This window comes from Sinorhizobium terangae (assembly GCF_009601505.1).
GTDB classification, from domain to species: Bacteria; Pseudomonadota; Alphaproteobacteria; order Rhizobiales; family Rhizobiaceae; genus Sinorhizobium; species Sinorhizobium terangae.
Genome location: NZ_WITC01000085.1, coordinates 161,731 through 178,728, shown reverse-complemented (window position 1 = coordinate 178,728; position 16,998 = coordinate 161,731). Strand labels below are relative to the sequence as shown.

Below are 16,998 nucleotides of genomic sequence, written 5' to 3'. Positions count from 1 at the left end.
CTCTCAGGCTTCGCGGCGCACCGGAGCAACGTTCGACGGCTGCCTTCCGAGGTCCCTCGGCAGGCAACCGAGCGAGGCGAGAGTTGCTGTAACCGCGTCGTCTGTCGCCGTCTGTGGCTCGTCGCCGAGCGTGGCGATCAGCCGGTCGTTGCGCATCTCGAGCGGCTCACGCCAAAGATAGCGCATTTCCTTGAGCTCCTTGAAGAGCGGCACGAAGGGTGACGCAAGGGACACGAACCACCAGGGGAAGCTTTTGACCTTGAGATCAGGATTCCCGACAGCGCGCCGGATCGCCGCAATCATCTTGGTGCCGTCGTCATCGAAGAAGCCGCGCATATGGTGGGCCGCAAATGGCGGAAGGCTTTCCGCCCGCTCGATCAATCGGATCATCGTCTCCGCGACGTCCGGCAAATAGGCCCATTGGTGGGCAATTCCCTTCTTCCCCGGATAGCTGATCGCCGTAAGCGGTTTCCCTGGCTTCACCAGTCCCTGGGAAAACCAGTTGTTGGCGGCGCCAGGACCAAAGAAGTCCCCTGCCCGCAGAATGATCACACGAACACCGGCTTCGGACGCAGCCTTCAGCCTTGCTTCCATTTCCTTGCGGATGGAGCCCTTTTCCGTCCGTGGGTTCTGTGGTGCATCTTCGTCGAGTACGGGAAAGGCGTCTGGCCCGAAATTGTAGATCGTGCCGGGCAAGACGATGCGGGCACCGACGGCCTTGGCAGCGGCGATCGTGTTATCGAGCATCGGCAATACGAGTTTGCCCCAGTCGCGATAGCCGGGCGGGTTGACCGCGTGGATGATAACGGACGCGCCCTCGGCCGCAGCTCTCACGTCTGTGGCGTTCATTGCGTCGCCCTGGATCCATTCGACGGCCGGTGCCTTTCTGGACGCCTTCGCTGCGTCCCGGTTCAACGCCCGGACCGTCCACCGGCGAAGGTGAAGACCGCGGGCGACCGCGCCACCTATTCCGCCGGTTGCGCCCAGCACGAGGACAGTTCCTGTCTTGTTCTGCGTTTCCGTCATTTTTCTCTCCATCGTCTTGGATGGATCGAAGATCGCCGGCTTCGGCGCCAAACGGAATTGTCTAAATAGTTATGACAGCTATACTTAAATTTATGAACACTGAGCCGAGCTGGGATTTTTACCGCACCTTTCTGATGGTGCTGAGCGAAGGGTCGCTGTCGGCGGCGGCGCGCGAGCTTGGGCTGACGCAGCCGACCGTCGGCCGTCACATCGACGCGTTGGAAGAAATCCTCGGTTTCACGCTGTTCACGCGCTCGCCGCAGGGGCTGCTGCCAACCGATGCAGCCATGGAACTGCAGCCCTATGCCGAGACCATGGCGGCCACCTCCTCCGCCCTGCTTCGTGCCGCCTCCGGCCAGCATGGCGCGATTGGCGGAACCGTGCGCATCAGCGCCAGCGAGGTGATCGGCGTCGAGGTCTTGCCGCCGATCCTTGCCGAACTCAGCCGGGAATATCCGGACCTCTCCATCGAGCTTTCCGCATCGGATGCCGTCGAGGATCTTTTGCGCCAGGAGGCCGATATCGCCGTGCGTATGGTCAGGCCGGAACAGGATGCGTTGGTCGCTCTCCATATCGGCGCGGTGCCGCTCGGCTTTCACGCGCATCGGGCCTATCTCGACAGGCGCGGCGTGCCTGAAACAATCGATGATCTCTCCCGCCACAGTCTGATCGGTTTCGATCGGCAAACCGCCGCAATCCGCGCCATCATGGCAAGGACGCCGAGCTTACCGTCAGCGCGCTTTGCATTGAAGACCGACAGCAATGTCGCGCAGCTTGCGGCGATACGCGCCGGCTTCGGCATAGGCATTTGCCAGAACGCCCTTGCAATCCGCGATCCTGAGCTTGTCCATGTGCTTGCCGACGCCTTCGAGATGAAGCTCGAAACCTGGCTCGTGATGCACGAAAACCTGCGTGCAAGCCCGCGCTGCCGTGTCACCTTTGACGCGCTGGCCAAGGGACTGAAAGCCTATATCCGGCAATAACGCAACGGATGGAGGTCAACGAAAAGCCCGCCGGCAAGGGCGGGCTTTCAAGTCTCGTAGGCAAATCAGTCTTCAGAAGCTTCAGGTGGCTCCGGCGCGATAACTTCGCCAAGCGCCGCTTCCACAACTTCGTCTTCGCCATCCGGCTCGCTGATCCGCTCGACCGAGACGACCTTTTCATCCTTGGCCGTCGAGAAGATCGTAACGCCCTTGGTCGCGCGGCTGGCGAGACGAATGCCGTTGACGGGCACGCGTATGAGCTGACCGCCGTCGGAGACGAGCATGATCTGATCATTGAGCTCGACCGGGAATGCGCCGACCAGTTCGCCGATTTCCGACGTCTTCGACGTGTCGGTGGCGCGAATGCCTTTCCCGCCACGGCCGGATGTGCGGAAATCGTAGGAGGACGAACGCTTGCCGAAGCCTTTCACGGAGACCGTCAGCACGAACTGCTCGCGTGCTTTCAGTTCCTCGTAGCGTTCGTTGGAGAGTTCGCCGCCGTCGGTGACCTCTTCGCCGACCAATGCGATTTCCTCTTCCTCGCCGTTCGTCGTACGCCGCTCGGCCGCGGCACGTTTCAGATAGGCCGCACGCTCCCAGGGCTCGGCATCGACATGGCCGACGATCGCCATCGAGATGATCCGGTCGTTGTCGCCGAGCGAAATCCCGCGTACGCCGATCGAATTGCGGCCGGCGAAGACGCGCACGTCGGAGACAGGGAAGCGGATGCATTGGCCGAGCGCCGTCGTCAGCAGCACGTCGTCGAGCTCGGTGCAAGTGTCGACCGACAGGATTTCGTCGCCCTCCTCATCGAGCTTCATCGCGATCTTGCCATTGCGATTGACCTGGATGAAGTCCGAGAGCTTGTTGCGGCGGACCGTGCCGCGCGTGGTCGAGAACATGACGTCCAGGTTTTCCCAGGTCGTTTCGTCCTCAGGCAGCGGCATGATCGTGGTGATGCGTTCGCCGGGTTCGAGCGGCAGCATGTTGATCAGCGCCTTGCCGCGCGATTGCGGCGTGCCGATCGGCAGCCGCCAGACCTTCTCCTTGTAGACGATGCCGCGCGACGAGAAGAACAGCACCGGCGTATGAGTGTTTGCAACGAATAGCCGGGTAACGAAATCCTCGTCCCGCGTCGCCATGCCGGAGCGTCCCTTGCCGCCGCGACGCTGTGCGCGATAGGTCGTCAGCGGCACGCGCTTGATATAGCCGAGATGGGACACGGTCACGACCATGTCTTCCTGGGCGATGAGGTCTTCGTCGTCCATATCCGGACCGCCTTCGGCGATCTCGGTGCGGCGCGGCGTTCCGAACTCGTCACGGACGGCTTCCAGTTCCTGCTTGACGATCGCCATGATGCGCAAGCGCGAGGAGAGGATATCGAGGTAGTCCTTGATTTCCTCGCCGATCTTGTTGAGTTCGTCGCCGATTTCATCTCGGCCAAGCGCGGTCAGGCGCTGCAGGCGCAGGTCGAGGATGGCGCGGGCCTGCTCTTCCGAGAGGTTGTAGGTTCCGTCTACGTTGATGCGGTGACGCGGATCGTCGATCAGACGAATCAGCGCATCGACGTCATGCGCCGGCCAACGGCGCTCCATCAACTGCTCGCGTGCCGTCTGCGGATCCGGCGCGTGGCGGATTAGCTTGATGACTTCGTCGATGTTGGCAACCGAGATCGCGAGGCCGACCAACACATGCGCGCGCTCGCGCGCCTTGCGCAGCAGGTATTTTGTTCTCCGGCTAACGACTTCTTCGCGGAAGGACACGAAAGCGCGGAGCATATCGAGCAGTGTCATCTGCTCCGGCTTGCCGCCGTTGAGCGCCACCATGTTGCAGCCGAACGAGGTCTGCAGCGGCGTATAGCGGTAGAGCTGGTTGAGTATGACCTCGGCATTGGCGTCGCGCTTCAGTTCGATGACGACGCGATAGCCCTGGCGGTCGGATTCGTCGCGCAGGTCCGAGATGCCTTCGATGCGCTTCTCGCGCACCAGCTCGGCCATCTTTTCGATCATTGTCGCCTTGTTCACCTGGTAGGGGATCTCGGTGATGATGATCTGCTCGCGATCGCCGCGCATCGGTTCGACATGGGCGCGTCCGCGCATGATGACGGAGCCGCGGCCGGTCTCGTAAGCCTGGCGAATGCCCGAGCGCCCGAGGATCAGCGCACCGGTCGGAAAATCCGGCCCGGGAATGATCTGCATCAGGTCCGGCAGTTCGATCGCTGGATCGTCGATCAGCGCGATGCAGCCGTTGATGACTTCGCCGAGGTTGTGCGGCGGGATGTTTGTCGCCATGCCGACGGCAATGCCGCCTGCGCCGTTGACCAGGAGGTTCGGAAACTTTGCCGGGACGACGACGGGTTCATGCAGCGTGCCGTCGTAGTTGTCGCGGAAATCGACCGTTTCCTTGTCGAGATCGTCGAGCAGGGAATGGGCCGCCTTCTGCAGCCGGCACTCGGTATAACGCTCGGCCGCTGGCGGATCGCCGTCGACGGATCCGAAATTGCCCTGCCCGTCGATCAGCGGCAATCTGAGTGACCAGTCCTGCGCCATGCGCGCCAATGCGTCGTAGATCGCCATGTTGCCGTGCGGGTGATATTTACCCATCACGTCGCCGGTGACGCGGGCGCACTTGACGTATTTCTTGTTCCAGTCGATGCCGAGCTCGCTCATCCCGTAGAGGATGCGCCGGTGAACGGGTTTCAGACCGTCGCGCACGTCGGGAAGCGCACGGGAAACGATCACGCTCATGGCGTAATCGAGATAGGACCGCTGCATTTCCTCGATGATGGAAATCGGCTCGATGCCTGGCGGAGTTTTTCCGCCGCCGGGATTGCTTTGTTCAGTCAATGTTGATCACGATCTTTGTTCAGAATCAGTCGGCTTTTTTATAGCCGAATGCGGCTCTAAGCGCCAATTTTTGCAGTTGGTTGTGAACAGTCTTTTGCCGCCAGAACAGGCTTTTCTAGGGCATTTGCGCGGAAATCTCTGTGATATCTGCGCAAGCCGCCTACGCGCGCTTATGTCCCTGGCATCGAGGCCACAGTCCGTGCGCCCAAAACGGTTTAAGCCATTGATCGACCTTTGGCTAGCCGCCCCTTTCCAAGATCGCCGCGCTTGCCTAACAATGCATCCACCACCAGGAAAACCTGGGGTAGCAATCCGGAAGGGGATACGGATGTTCAATGTCGATCTTTTGATCAATGCGCTGACGACTCTGCTCGTTACGCTCGATCCGCCCGGTCTTGCGCCGATTTTCTTAAGTCTTACCGTGGGTTTGAGCCGCCAGGAGCGGTTTCAAGTCGCCACCCGCGGCTCGATGATAGCCTTCTTTATTCTTGCCGCCTTCGCCCTCTTCGGTGACGGAATTCTCGGCCTGCTCGGCATCTCGATCGGCGCCTTCCGCATTGCGGGCGGTCTGCTCCTCTTTTGGATCTCGTTCGAAATGATCTTCGAGAGACGTCAGGAACGGAAGGAAAAGACCGGCGAAGCTGCAGTGACCAAGGACCATATACACAACATCGCAGTCTTCCCCCTCGCCCTACCTTTGATCGCCGGCCCGGGAGCAATTTCGGCCACGATCCTGCTTGGCAGTTCGTTTCCCTCCGTCATCGACCGCATCCAGCTTCTCGTTGTCATCGCCGCGTCGATGGTGCTGTTGTTTCTGGCGCTTGTGATCGCCGACCGCATCGACCGCTTTCTCGGGGTGACAGGACGAGCGATCCTCACGCGTCTCCTTGGCGTCATCCTGGCGGCGTTGGCAGTGCAGTTCGTCGTCGACGGCGTGAAGTCGGCTTTCTTGGCTTAACACGTCTTCGCGTGGATGAATCGAAGGCTGGCAGAGCCGCGAGGTGGCGCGCCGAGGTCGTCAATTGCACCGCCACTGCCGGCTACAACCACGATGACCGTCAAAAACGCAAAAAGCCAGTCCCCGGGGACTGGCTTTCCCGTTTCAGCAAAGCATGAGCCGCTCGTGAAAGCGACCAAGCATCAGAACGGAATGTCGTCGTCGAGATCGCGCGAGAAGTTGCCGCCGCTCTGACCGCCCTGGCCGCCGGAGCGTCCGCCCGACGACTGGCGCGGTTGGTCGTAGTCCTCGTAGCCGCCACCATAGTCGTTGCCGCCGCCACGGCTGACACCGGAGCCGCCGCCCTCGCCGCGCCCGTCCAGCATCGTCAGCGTCGAGTTGAAGCCTTGCAGCACCACCTCGGTCGAATAGCGGTCGTTGCCGTTCTGGTCCTGCCACTTGCGCGTCTGCAACTGGCCTTCGATATAGAGCTTCGCGCCCTTCTTCACATATTGCTCGACCACCTTGCAGAGGCCTTCGTTGAAGACGACGACCGTGTGCCATTCCGTCTTCTCGCGACGCTCGCCGCTATTGCGGTCGCGCCAGGTTTCCGAGGTGGCGATGCGCAGGTTGGCGATCGGGCGGCCATCCTGCGTGCGCCGGATTTCCGGGTCGGCCCCGACATTTCCGATCAAGATCACCTTGTTGACGCTACCAGCCATATCGCTTTTCCCGTGCTTTCCGCCGAACCGCCGGCCCGGCTCTCCAAAATTTCAAGAACGCGTATCTTAGCGGCCCGCCGCCGTTGATACGCCCCGCATCGCGGATAATCCACAGCGATTTGTGAGATTACCTCTGCCATCTGTTCTTTTTTTGTTCTAATATTTCCCTATTATCCTGTCAACCGAATCGCAATTGCGCCGCCTCCTTGCCGATTGCGCCTCGACATGGGCGTAGTCGTCATTACATAGGAGGCTTTCAACGACATGTAAAAGCTGGCTTCCGATGAGCGAACTCAAGACCATCTCCATTCGCGGTGCGCGTGAGCACAATCTCAAGGGCATCGACCTTGATCTGCCGCGCAACAAGCTCATCGTGATGACAGGGCTTTCCGGATCCGGCAAATCCTCGCTCGCCTTCGATACGATCTACGCCGAAGGCCAGCGTCGTTATGTCGAGAGTCTTTCGGCCTATGCGCGCCAGTTCCTGGAAATGATGCAGAAGCCGGATGTCGACCAGATCGATGGCCTATCGCCGGCGATTTCGATCGAGCAGAAGACGACCTCGCGCAACCCGCGCTCGACGGTCGGCACCGTCACTGAGATCTATGACTATATGCGCCTGCTTTTCGCACGCGTCGGCGTGCCCTATTCGCCCGCCACCGGCCTGCCGATCGAGAGCCAGACTGTCAGTCAGATGGTCGATCGCGTGCTGGAGTTCGGCGAAGGCACGCGGCTCTATATCCTCGCGCCGCTCGTGCGCGGCCGTAAAGGCGAGTACAAGAAGGAACTCGCCGAGCTGATGAAGAAGGGCTTCCAGCGCGTCAAGGTGGATGGCCAGTTCTATGAAATCGCCGACGTGCCGGCGCTCGACAAGAAGTACAAGCACGACATCGATGTGGTCGTCGACCGCGTTGTGGTGAGGCCCGACCTCTCTACACGTCTTGCCGACAGCCTTGAAACCTGCCTGACGCTCGCCGATGGCCTGGCGATCGCCGAATTCGCTGACAAGCCCCTGCTGCCGGAGGAAACCGCGGCTGGCGGCTCCGCCAACAAGTCCCTGAACGAGACGCACGAGCGGGTGCTGTTTTCGGAAAAATTCGCATGCCCCGTCTCCGGCTTCACCATTCCGGAGATCGAGCCGCGGCTCTTTTCCTTCAACAACCCCTTCGGCGCCTGCCCGACCTGCGATGGGCTCGGCAGCCAGCAGAAGATCGACGAAGCGTTGATTGTCCCGGAGCCGAACCGGACCTTGCGCGACGGCGCGATTGCGCCTTGGGCAAAATCGTCCTCGCCCTACTACAATCAAACGCTGGAGGCGCTGGGCAAGGCCTTCGATTTCAAGCTCGGCAACCGCTGGAGCGAACTGTCCGACGAGGCGCAGCGAGCCATCCTGCATGGTACGGAGGAGAAGATCGTCTTCCACTATGTGGATGGTGCGCGTTCCTACAACACCACCAAGACCTTCGAAGGCATCGTGCCCAATCTCGAACGCCGTTGGAAGGAGACCGACAGCGCATGGGCGCGCGAGGAGATCGAGCGCTTCATGTCGGCAGCCCCCTGCCCGGCCTGTGCCGGTTATCGGCTGAAGCCGGAGGCGCTTGCCGTCAAGATCAACAAGCTGCACATCGGCGAGGTCACGGACATGTCGATCCGCGTCGCCCGCGACTGGTTCGATGCCTTGCCGGAGCACCTCAACGCCAAGCAGAACGAGATTGCCGTGCGCATCCTCAAGGAGATCCGCGAGCGGCTGCGCTTCCTGAACGATGTCGGGCTTGAATATCTCAGTCTCTCACGCAATTCCGGGACGCTCTCCGGTGGCGAGAGTCAGCGCATCCGGCTTGCCTCCCAGATCGGTTCCGGACTGACAGGCGTGCTCTATGTGCTCGACGAGCCCTCGATCGGTCTGCATCAGCGAGACAATGCCCGCCTGCTCGACACGCTCCGGCATCTGCGTGACATCGGCAATACGGTCATTGTCGTGGAGCATGACGAGGACGCGATCCTGACGGCCGACTACGTCGTCGATATCGGTCCGGCGGCCGGCATCCACGGCGGCGAGATTGTCGCGGAAGGCGCCCCGTCCGACATCATGGCCAATCCGAAATCGCTTACCGGAAAATACCTTTCCGGCGAACTCGCCGTTGCCGTTCCGAGCGAGCGGCGAAAGCCGAAAAAGAAGAAGGAAATCACGGTAGTAGGCGCGCGGGCTAACAACCTGAAGGATGTTACCGCCTCGATCCCGCTCGGTGTCTTCACCGCGGTGACAGGCGTTTCGGGCGGCGGCAAGTCGACCTTCCTCATCGAAACGCTCTACAAGGCGGCCGCCCGCCGCATCATGGGCGCACGCGAGAACCCGGCAGAACACGACCGGATCGACGGCTTCGAGCATATCGACAAGGTGATCGATATCGACCAGTCGCCGATCGGCCGCACGCCCCGGTCGAACCCGGCGACCTATACCGGTGCCTTCACACCGATTCGCGACTGGTTCGCAGGACTTCCCGAGGCGAAGGCGCGTGGCTACCAGCCTGGGCGCTTCTCCTTCAACGTCAAGGGCGGCCGCTGCGAAGCCTGCCAGGGCGACGGCGTCATCAAGATCGAGATGCACTTCCTCCCGGACGTCTATGTTACCTGCGACGTCTGCCACGGCAAGCGCTACAATCGCGAAACGCTGGACGTGCATTTCAAGGGCAAGTCGATCGCCGACGTTCTCGACATGACGGTCGAGGAAGGCGTCGAATTCTTTTCGGCCGTTCCGTCCGTGCGCGACAAGCTCGTGACGCTGAACCAAGTGGGCCTCGGCTATATCAAGGTCGGCCAGCAGGCAAACACGCTTTCGGGCGGCGAGGCGCAGCGCGTGAAGCTGGCCAAGGAACTGTCCAAGCGTTCGACCGGCCGCACGCTTTACATCCTCGATGAGCCGACAACAGGGTTGCATTTCCACGACGTAGCGAAGCTTCTTGAAGTTCTGCATGAGCTCGTTAACCAGGGAAATTCGGTCGTGGTCATCGAGCACAATCTGGAAGTCATCAAAACTGCCGACTGGATCATCGACTTCGGCCCCGAAGGCGGCGACGGTGGCGGTGAAGTGATTGCCAAGGGTACGCCTGAAGACGTTGTGAAGGAGCCCCGCTCCTACACCGGACAATTCCTGAAAGAGCTGTTGGAGCGCCGGCCGGTGAAGAAGGTCGAGGCGGCGGAGTGACCGGCTCGCGGCCGCTTTGCATCTCCGACGATACCGGGAACGCGGTAGGCGGTGCTCCGTTGGGACCGATGCTTGCCCGGAAACAGGTGGCCATGCTGACCGGGAGCGGCGACGCTGACTGCGCGATGTCGCCGAGTCGCTTGGCGGCAGGCAAAATGAATCGCCCGGACGGGCCTTGAGGAGGAGACGATGACACAATCCGGTAAAATCCGCGTCGGCATCGGCGGTTGGACCTTCGAGCCTTGGGAAGGCACCTTCTATCCTTCCGACCTCCCGAAGAAGCGGCAGCTTGAATTCGCCGGCAAGGAACTGCGCACGATCGAGATCAACGGCACATATTACAGCTCGCAGAAGCCGGAAACCTTTGCGCGATGGGCGGCGGAAGTCCCGGACGGTTTTGTCTTTTCGCTGAAGGCCAGCCGCTTTGTGACGAATCGCAAGGTACTCGCGGAAGCCGGTGAATCGATGGAGAGATTCCTGACCCAGGGGCTGACCGAACTGGGCGACCACCTCGGCCCTATTCTCTGGCAGTTCGCGCCAACCAAGAAATTCGAGCCGGACGATTTCGAAGGATTTCTCAAGCTCCTTCCCGAAAAACAGGACGGGCTAAAACTTCGCCATGTGGTCGAGGTTCGCAACCCGTCCTTCCAGGCGCCCGACTTCATCGAGCTTTTGAACAAATACAACGTGGCCGTCGTGCTCGCCGAACATGCCGACTATCCGATGCTCGCCGACGTCACCGCGGATTTCGTCTATGCGAGGCTGCAGAGAGGCCGCGATGACACAAAGACCTGTTATCCGTCCGAGGGTCTGGATCTCTGGGCCGAGCGGCTGAAAACCTTTGCGGCGGGCGGCGAGCCGGAGGGGCTCGAAAAGAGTGCGCCGGATCGTAAGGCCGATAAGACGCCCCGCGACGTTTTTGCCTTCTTCATTACGTCGGGCAAGGTCAACGCGCCGAATGGCGCAAGGGAATTGCAGAAGCGGGTGAGCTAGCCCTGCTCCGCCGCCACGCTGAACGCCGAACATAGCTTGGTTCGTGGCGGCCGAGGCCCGCCACGATGACGCTGGATGTGGTGGCGACCTCTCAATGAGCGCGGAGCGGCCCCGTCCAAGTCGCTGCATAGCCGAATCACCAGGCGCGCGTCACATCCAGACGGTCTTTGCAATCGCGGGTAGCGCTAGGGCATGGCCTTCATCTGCTTTTTTACCCTTGAAAAATTTGATCTTGCGCCTGCCGTTGCCGCATTGTCGCAGGCAACGTTCTGAAGTCCCTGATTTTCAACGGATTGACCAATGTCCCCGTTTTCCACAGTCGGTCCACACAACATATAGCGCTCAAACTTCCGTCACAAACCACCCCTTGACGCCCCGCGCCGATTCACGGTTAATGGATTTCACGTTGCGACGGCGGCGGACCGGGAAGTTAAGAGGCCGGTTCATCCCCCTAAATCGTCGGTCCTGGCATGCGATCGGCACGGATGATCCGTGTGGCCGCGCCAAGGTAGTTTTGCGCGATTTTCGGGCCGCCGGGACAACATTCAGGCTGGCATAAATGACTTGTTAATACTATATTTAGTGTTTGCAGCCAGCATCACCACAAGATACAGGATGACCCAGGGCATATGGGTTTCCTTCAAATGACGGAAGCTGGAGCTGGCTGCGGTACCTCGCGGCCGGGCGGGGATATTTGCGCCTAGGCGCATGGCAACAAAGGACACGGGACAATGAAGATCGAACGCCGTTTCACAAAGGCTGGGCAATCCGCCTACGCCGAGATCGATTTCCGCAAGGCGACGAGTGAGATCAAGAACCCGGATGGGTCGATCGTCTTCCGCCTCGAGAACATCGATGTCCCCGCGCAGTTCTCCCAGGTTGCCGCGGACATCCTCGCGCAGAAGTATTTCCGCAAGGCGGGCGTGCCGGCCAAGCTGAAGCGTGTCGAGGAAAACGACGTCCCCTCCTTCCTGTGGCGCTCGGTCCCCGATACGGATGCGCTGAAAGCATTGCCGAAGGATGAACAGTATGGCTCCGAAACGGATGCACGCCAGGTTTTCGATCGCCTGGCGGGCACCTGGACCTATTGGGGCTGGAAGGGCGGCTATTTCGATACGGAAGAAGATGCGGCCGCTTTCCGTGATGAACTCGCCTATATGCTCGCTACCCAGCGCGTCGCGCCGAACTCGCCGCAATGGTTCAACACCGGCCTGCACTGGGCCTACGGCATCGACGGCCCCGGCCAAGGTCACTTCTATGTCGATCCCTTCACCGGCAAGCTGACGAAATCGAAATCCGCGTACGAACACCCGCAGCCGCATGCCTGCTTCATCCAGTCCGTTGCCGATGACCTCGTCAACGAGGGCGGCATCATGGACCTCTGGGTGCGTGAGGCGCGCCTCTTCAAATACGGCTCCGGCACCGGCTCCAACTTCTCGCATCTGCGCGGCGAAGGCGAAAAGCTTTCGGGCGGCGGCAAGTCCTCCGGCCTCATGAGCTTCCTGAAGATCGGCGACCGCGCTGCCGGCGCCATCAAGTCGGGCGGCACGACCCGCCGCGCCGCCAAGATGGTCGTCGTCGACATCGACCATCCGGATATCGAGGAATACATCAACTGGAAGGTCAAGGAAGAGCAGAAGGTCGCCGCCCTCGTCACCGGCTCCAAGATCGTCGCGAAGCACCTGAAGGCGATCATGAAGGCCTGCGTCAATTGCGACGGCACCGACGACGCCTGCTTCGACCCGAAGCAGAACCCGGCGCTGAAGCGCGAGATCCGCGCCGCCAAGCAGGCGCTGGTTCCGGAAAACTACGTCAAGCGCGTCATCCAGTTCGCGCGCCAGGGCTACAAGGACATCGAGTTCAAGACCTACGACACGGACTGGGATTCGGAAGCTTATCTCACGGTCTCCGGCCAAAACTCGAACAACTCCGTCTCGATCAAGGACGATTTCCTGCGTGCCGTTGAGGCCGATGGCGAGTGGAGCCTGACCGCCCGCAAGGATGGCCGCGTGCTGAAGACGCTGAAGGCCCGCGACCTTTGGGAATCGATCTCCTACGCCGCCTGGGCGTCGGCCGATCCGGGTCTGCACTTCAACACGACGATGAACGACTGGCACACCTGCCCGGCTGCCGGCCCGATCCGCGCGTCGAACCCGTGCTCGGAGTACATGTTCCTTGACGACACGGCCTGCAACCTCGCCTCGCTGAACCTGATGCAGTTCAAGGATGCCGCCACCAAGCGGATCAACATCGGCGATTACGAACATGCCGTCCGCCTCTGGACGATCGTTCTTGAAATCTCGGTGATGATGGCGCAGTTCCCGTCACGCGAGATCGCCGAGCTCTCCTATGAATACCGCACGCTCGGCCTCGGCTACGCCAACATTGGCGGCCTGCTGATGTCGTCCGGCATCCCCTATGACTCAGCCGAAGGCCGTGCCATCGCCGGTGCGCTGACCGCGATCATGACCGGCATCGCCTATGCTACTTCGGCCGAAATCTCGGCAAAGCTCGGTCCCTTCCCGAGCTTTGCCCCGAACCGCGACAACATGCTGCGCGTCATGCGCAACCATCGTCGCGCGGCTCACGGCGAAACCACGGGCTATGAGAGCCTGTCGGTGAACCCGGTGGCACTCGTCCATGCCGATTGCCCGGACCAGGACCTGATCGCCCACGCCAAGAGCGCCTGGGACAAGGCCGTCGAGCTTGGCGAGAAGCACGGCTACCGCAATGCTCAGGCAACGGTTATCGCGCCGACCGGCACGATCGGCCTCGTCATGGATTGCGACACCACCGGCATCGAGCCTGACTTCGCGCTGGTCAAGTTCAAGAAGCTCGCCGGCGGCGGCTACTTCAAGATCATCAACCGCGCCGTTCCGGAAGCGCTGCGCACCCTCGGCTACTCGGAAAGCCAGATCGCCGAGATCGAGGCTTACGCCGTCGGCCATGGCAACCTCAACCAGGCGCCGGCGATCAACCCGACGACGCTCAAGACCAAGGGCTTCACCGATGAGAAAATCGAGGCCGTCAACGCTGCGCTGAAGGCCGCCTTCGACATCAAGTTTGTGTTCAACCAGTGGACGCTCGGCGCCGATTTCCTCAAGGGCACGCTGAAGGTCACCGACGAGCAGCTTGCCTCGATGGACTTCAACCTGCTCGAGCACCTGGGCTTTTCGAAGAAGGACATCGAAGCCGCCAACATCCATGTCTGCGGCGCGATGACCCTCGAAGGCGCACCGTTCCTGAAGGCCGAGCACCTGCCGGTGTTCGATTGCGCCAATCCCTGCGGCAAGATCGGTAAGCGCTATCTTTCGGTCGAGAGCCACATCCGCATGATGGCGGCCGCCCAGCCGTTCATCTCCGGCGCGATCTCGAAGACGATCAATATGCCGAACGAGGCCACCGTCGAGGATTGCAAGAACGCCTATATGCTCTCCTGGAAGCTGGCGCTGAAGGCGAACGCGCTCTATCGGGACGGTTCGAAGCTGTCGCAGCCGCTGAACGCCTCGCTGATCGAGGATGACGAGGAAGAGGAAGCGATCGAAGAGCTCATGCAGGCGCCGGCCGCCGCCCAGGCAGTCGCCGTCACCGAGAAGATCGTCGAGCGCGTGATCGAAAAGGTCGTCCGCGCCCGTGAAAAACTGCCGAACCGTCGCCAGGGCTACACCCAGAAGGCGATCGTCGGCGGCCACAAGGTCTACCTCCGCACCGGCGAATTCGGCGATGGCCGCTTGGGCGAGATCTTCATCGACATGCACAAGGAAGGTGCCGCCTTCCGGGCGATGATGAACAACTTCGCCATCGCCATCTCGCTCGGCCTGCAATATGGCGTGCCACTCGAAGAATATGTGGAGGCCTTCACCTTCACCAAGTTCGAGCCCGCCGGCATGGTCCAGGGCAACGATGCGATCAAGAATGCGACGTCGATCCTCGACTACGTCTTCCGCGAACTCGCCGTTTCCTATCTCGGCCGCCACGACCTTGCCCATGTTGATACCTCCGACTTCGGCAATACCGCACTCGGTCGCGGCATTCAGGAAGGCAAGACCAACCTTGTATCGACCGGTTGGACCCGCGGCTACAAGCCGACCATCGTCGGCGGCACGGCCGATCGCCAGCTCTCCGAGCCGAAGGGCGCCTCGACCGCCGCACCGGCGCGGGCGTCCGGTGGTGCCACGGTCACCTCGATCGCCGGCAACGCCGCCCGCAAGCTGGAACCGGCGATAGCTGCCGCTACATCGGAAGTCCTGGCTTTCAAGCGCGACTATGAAGAGCGGGCCGCCGAGCTTGCCGAGGACATCGCGGCCGAATCCGAGCAGGACGTAACCGCCCTCTTCTCCGACAAGGCCGCTGCCGAAGCCGCTTCGGCAAAAGCCGACGCCAAGAAGGTCGAAGCCGAACGCCGCGCCCGTTCGATCATGCAGGGCTACACCGGCAACATGTGCTCCGAGTGCCAGAACTTCACGATGGTCCGGAATGGTACGTGTGAGAAGTGCGACACGTGCGGCGCGACGAGCGGGTGCAGCTGAGTCCCGATTGCCTGGGCCTCGCGGAAGAAGAAGACAGAAAAGAGAGCGGCCACTTGGCCGCTCTTATGCGTTATACCGCATCTTTGGTGCAGATTATTCGCTGTGACGAATATCGAGCGACCCCGGGAAAGGACTTGCACCGCCTGCGCCGGCAACAAATGCTTCCTTGTCCGAAACTCGCTGAATGGAGCTCCCGCCCCTAATGTGCGCGAATCCTGGAAAGGAAACGACAATGAGCGCTATTGACAGCAAAGAGTTCGTTCTTGCAGGCGTCGTCATGAAACGCCTGCTCTCCGGAGAACAGACAGCGGGACAGTTCTGCCTTTTCGAGAACAACAGCGATGGAAACACGAGGACGCCGATCCATGTCCACGCCAAGGACGACGAGACGGTTTATATCATCGAAGGCGAATTGACTGCGGTGATCGACGGCCAGCCTCGACGGCTGACAGCAGGCGAGAGCATCTTCCTACCACGCAGCATTCCGCACCAGCTTATGAACATGAGCGGCAATCCTTGCAGATACATCTTGATCGGGACCCCCGCCCTGTTCGAACGGTTTATCGAGGAAGCCGGCCACGAACTTCAACAGGGCGAAGTCGCAGGACCGCCGACGTCCGAGGAGATCGAGCGCCTGCGCGAGGCTTCGCCAAGGTTCGGCATCACCTTGCTCTCTGATTGGCCGTCACCCAAGTCGTAAGCATCAAAGCGTCTCTTGGTGAGCCGATCGATCGAGCTCGCCTTCGTCTCGCGCGCCGTAGCAGGCGATGCTGGTCGCGATGTTCCTTCGGACGAGTATCTCCGCCTTTCCGAAACTCGACAAGAACTGAGCCGAAAGGCATCACTTCCAAATCAGGACGCCGAGATTTACGGCGTCGACGCGTGCACAGGTACTGGCGTGCCCCGCGGATTTCTCTTATACACTTCAGCTAATGGGGTCGTAGCTCAGTTGGGAGAGCGCCGCAATCGCACTGCGGAGGTCGAGGGTTCGAATCCCTTCGACTCCACCAAGCCTTGTCTTGTCCATACCGAAGACATAGGTAACAGAACGTACCTAAGACATGGGTGACAACCTCGTGCCGGGGCAGGCCTCGGACGCCTCCCGCCTTGCCAAGGTCGCGCCATCTCGACCTACAGCGCCGAGCGCCTAATCGGACCCGCAAGGACGCTGTAGCATTTTGAATTGCTGCATGTTTTTTCCTTAGATCGGGGTACGATTTAAGAAAACATGCAGTAGCCTCAGTGCGATTTCCGATAATCACCGCGGCGGAACGATGCCCTGGTAGTATTCCCCTTCGCCTCCAACGTGAACGGTTTGTGAGCACGCAGCGAGAGCGGCGACTGCGAGCAACAATAGGATCTTGCGCATAGGCCTCGTACTTTTTGCTAACGGATTGACGATCATTGATATTCCGGCAATGGCGCGGGATCAATTCCCCACCGATGATCGCAACCCAATCTTTCGTGTGTGCACGGCTATCGGCGAGATGGGAATTGGCCGGCAAGGTGTCACCGCTGCGGCAAGCGAACCGTCCTGCAGGCGCGGCAGGAACCCGACCGGTGCGGCTCCTGTTCATTACCTGACGTGAATATAGGCAGCGTCCTAGAATGGGGTTGGCGGCACGATGCCCGGATAGTAGTCCCCCTCCCCACGTTCGTACCGGTCGACCATGGTCGACCTTGAGGTTTGTGAGCACGCGCATAGTGCAGAAAGCGCTACCAACAACACGATCACGCGCATAGACCTTCGTCCTTTC

General features: G+C 60.8%; 9 protein-coding genes and 1 tRNA gene. 7 read left to right on the top strand and 3 right to left on the bottom strand.

The window, feature by feature from the left end; genetic code table 11:
- Positions 1–3: 3 nt before the first annotated feature.
- On the bottom strand, positions 4–1,026 hold the full coding sequence (locus GHK62_RS20685) for an NAD(P)H-binding protein (protein ID WP_153440984.1): 1,023 nt from the start codon (positions 1,024–1,026) through the stop codon (positions 4–6).
- A 92-nt stretch (positions 1,027–1,118) separates the two neighbouring features.
- Between GHK62_RS20685 and GHK62_RS20680 the strand changes: the two genes are divergently transcribed.
- Positions 1,119–2,009 (top strand): LysR family transcriptional regulator, encoded by an 891-nt coding sequence (locus tag GHK62_RS20680; RefSeq protein WP_153440983.1) that lies wholly within the window; start codon positions 1,119–1,121, stop codon positions 2,007–2,009.
- A 65-nt stretch (positions 2,010–2,074) separates the two neighbouring features.
- On the opposite strand, the gene gyrA is transcribed toward GHK62_RS20680, so the two are convergent.
- On the bottom strand, positions 2,075–4,855 hold the full coding sequence (gene gyrA / locus GHK62_RS20675; protein ID WP_153440982.1) for a DNA gyrase subunit A: 2,781 nt from the start codon (positions 4,853–4,855) through the stop codon (positions 2,075–2,077).
- A gap of 328 nt (positions 4,856–5,183) precedes the next feature.
- On the opposite strand from gyrA, the gene GHK62_RS20670 reads away from it, so the two are divergent.
- Entirely contained in the window at positions 5,184–5,813 is a 630-nt protein-coding gene (locus tag GHK62_RS20670; protein ID WP_153441013.1) for a MarC family protein, read from the top strand.
- Positions 5,814–5,995: 182 nt separating this feature from the next.
- Here GHK62_RS20670 and GHK62_RS20665 read toward each other — a convergent pair whose 3' ends face one another.
- Positions 5,996–6,514 carry a single-stranded DNA-binding protein gene (locus tag GHK62_RS20665; protein ID WP_153440981.1) on the bottom strand — a complete coding sequence of 173 codons (519 nt, stop codon included), beginning with the start codon at positions 6,512–6,514 and terminating at the stop codon, positions 5,996–5,998.
- A 283-nt stretch (positions 6,515–6,797) separates the two neighbouring features.
- Here GHK62_RS20665 and uvrA point away from each other — a divergent pair, with 283 nt between their 5' ends.
- The 5 genes from uvrA (at position 6,798) to GHK62_RS20640 (ending at position 16,251) form a co-directional block, all read left to right on the top strand.
- Positions 6,798–9,719, top strand: coding sequence for an excinuclease ABC subunit UvrA (gene uvrA, locus GHK62_RS20660; protein ID WP_153440980.1), 2,922 nt, complete (start codon positions 6,798–6,800; stop codon positions 9,717–9,719).
- Between the two features lie 189 nt (positions 9,720–9,908).
- Positions 9,909–10,712: a DUF72 domain-containing protein gene (locus GHK62_RS20655; RefSeq protein ID WP_153440979.1), complete on the top strand. Its 804-nt coding sequence runs from the start codon at positions 9,909–9,911 to the stop codon at positions 10,710–10,712.
- A 731-nt stretch (positions 10,713–11,443) separates the two neighbouring features.
- Positions 11,444–15,241 carry a vitamin B12-dependent ribonucleotide reductase gene (locus tag GHK62_RS20650; protein WP_153440978.1) on the top strand — a complete coding sequence of 1,266 codons (3,798 nt, stop codon included), beginning with the start codon at positions 11,444–11,446 and terminating at the stop codon, positions 15,239–15,241.
- A 232-nt stretch (positions 15,242–15,473) separates the two neighbouring features.
- Positions 15,474–15,941 (top strand): cupin domain-containing protein, encoded by a 468-nt coding sequence (locus tag GHK62_RS20645; protein ID WP_153440977.1) that lies wholly within the window; start codon positions 15,474–15,476, stop codon positions 15,939–15,941.
- 234 nt (positions 15,942–16,175) lie between these two features.
- Positions 16,176–16,251, top strand: a tRNA-Ala gene (locus tag GHK62_RS20640).
- Positions 16,252–16,998 lie beyond the last annotated feature (747 nt).

Coding starts and splice junctions, on each gene's coding strand:
- GHK62_RS20685 (WP_153440984.1), bottom strand. CDS start 1,026: ATGACGGAAACGCAGAACAAGACAGGAACTGTCCTCGTGCTGGGCGCA.
- GHK62_RS20680 (WP_153440983.1), top strand. CDS start 1,119: ATGAACACTGAGCCGAGCTGGGATTTTTACCGCACCTTTCTGATGGTG.
- GHK62_RS20670 (WP_153441013.1), top strand. CDS start 5,184: ATGTTCAATGTCGATCTTTTGATCAATGCGCTGACGACTCTGCTCGTT.
- GHK62_RS20665 (WP_153440981.1), bottom strand. CDS start 6,514: ATGGCTGGTAGCGTCAACAAGGTGATCTTGATCGGAAATGTCGGGGCC.
- uvrA (WP_153440980.1), top strand. CDS start 6,798: ATGAGCGAACTCAAGACCATCTCCATTCGCGGTGCGCGTGAGCACAAT.
- GHK62_RS20655 (WP_153440979.1), top strand. CDS start 9,909: ATGACACAATCCGGTAAAATCCGCGTCGGCATCGGCGGTTGGACCTTC.
- GHK62_RS20650 (WP_153440978.1), top strand. CDS start 11,444: ATGAAGATCGAACGCCGTTTCACAAAGGCTGGGCAATCCGCCTACGCC.
- GHK62_RS20645 (WP_153440977.1), top strand. CDS start 15,474: ATGAGCGCTATTGACAGCAAAGAGTTCGTTCTTGCAGGCGTCGTCATG.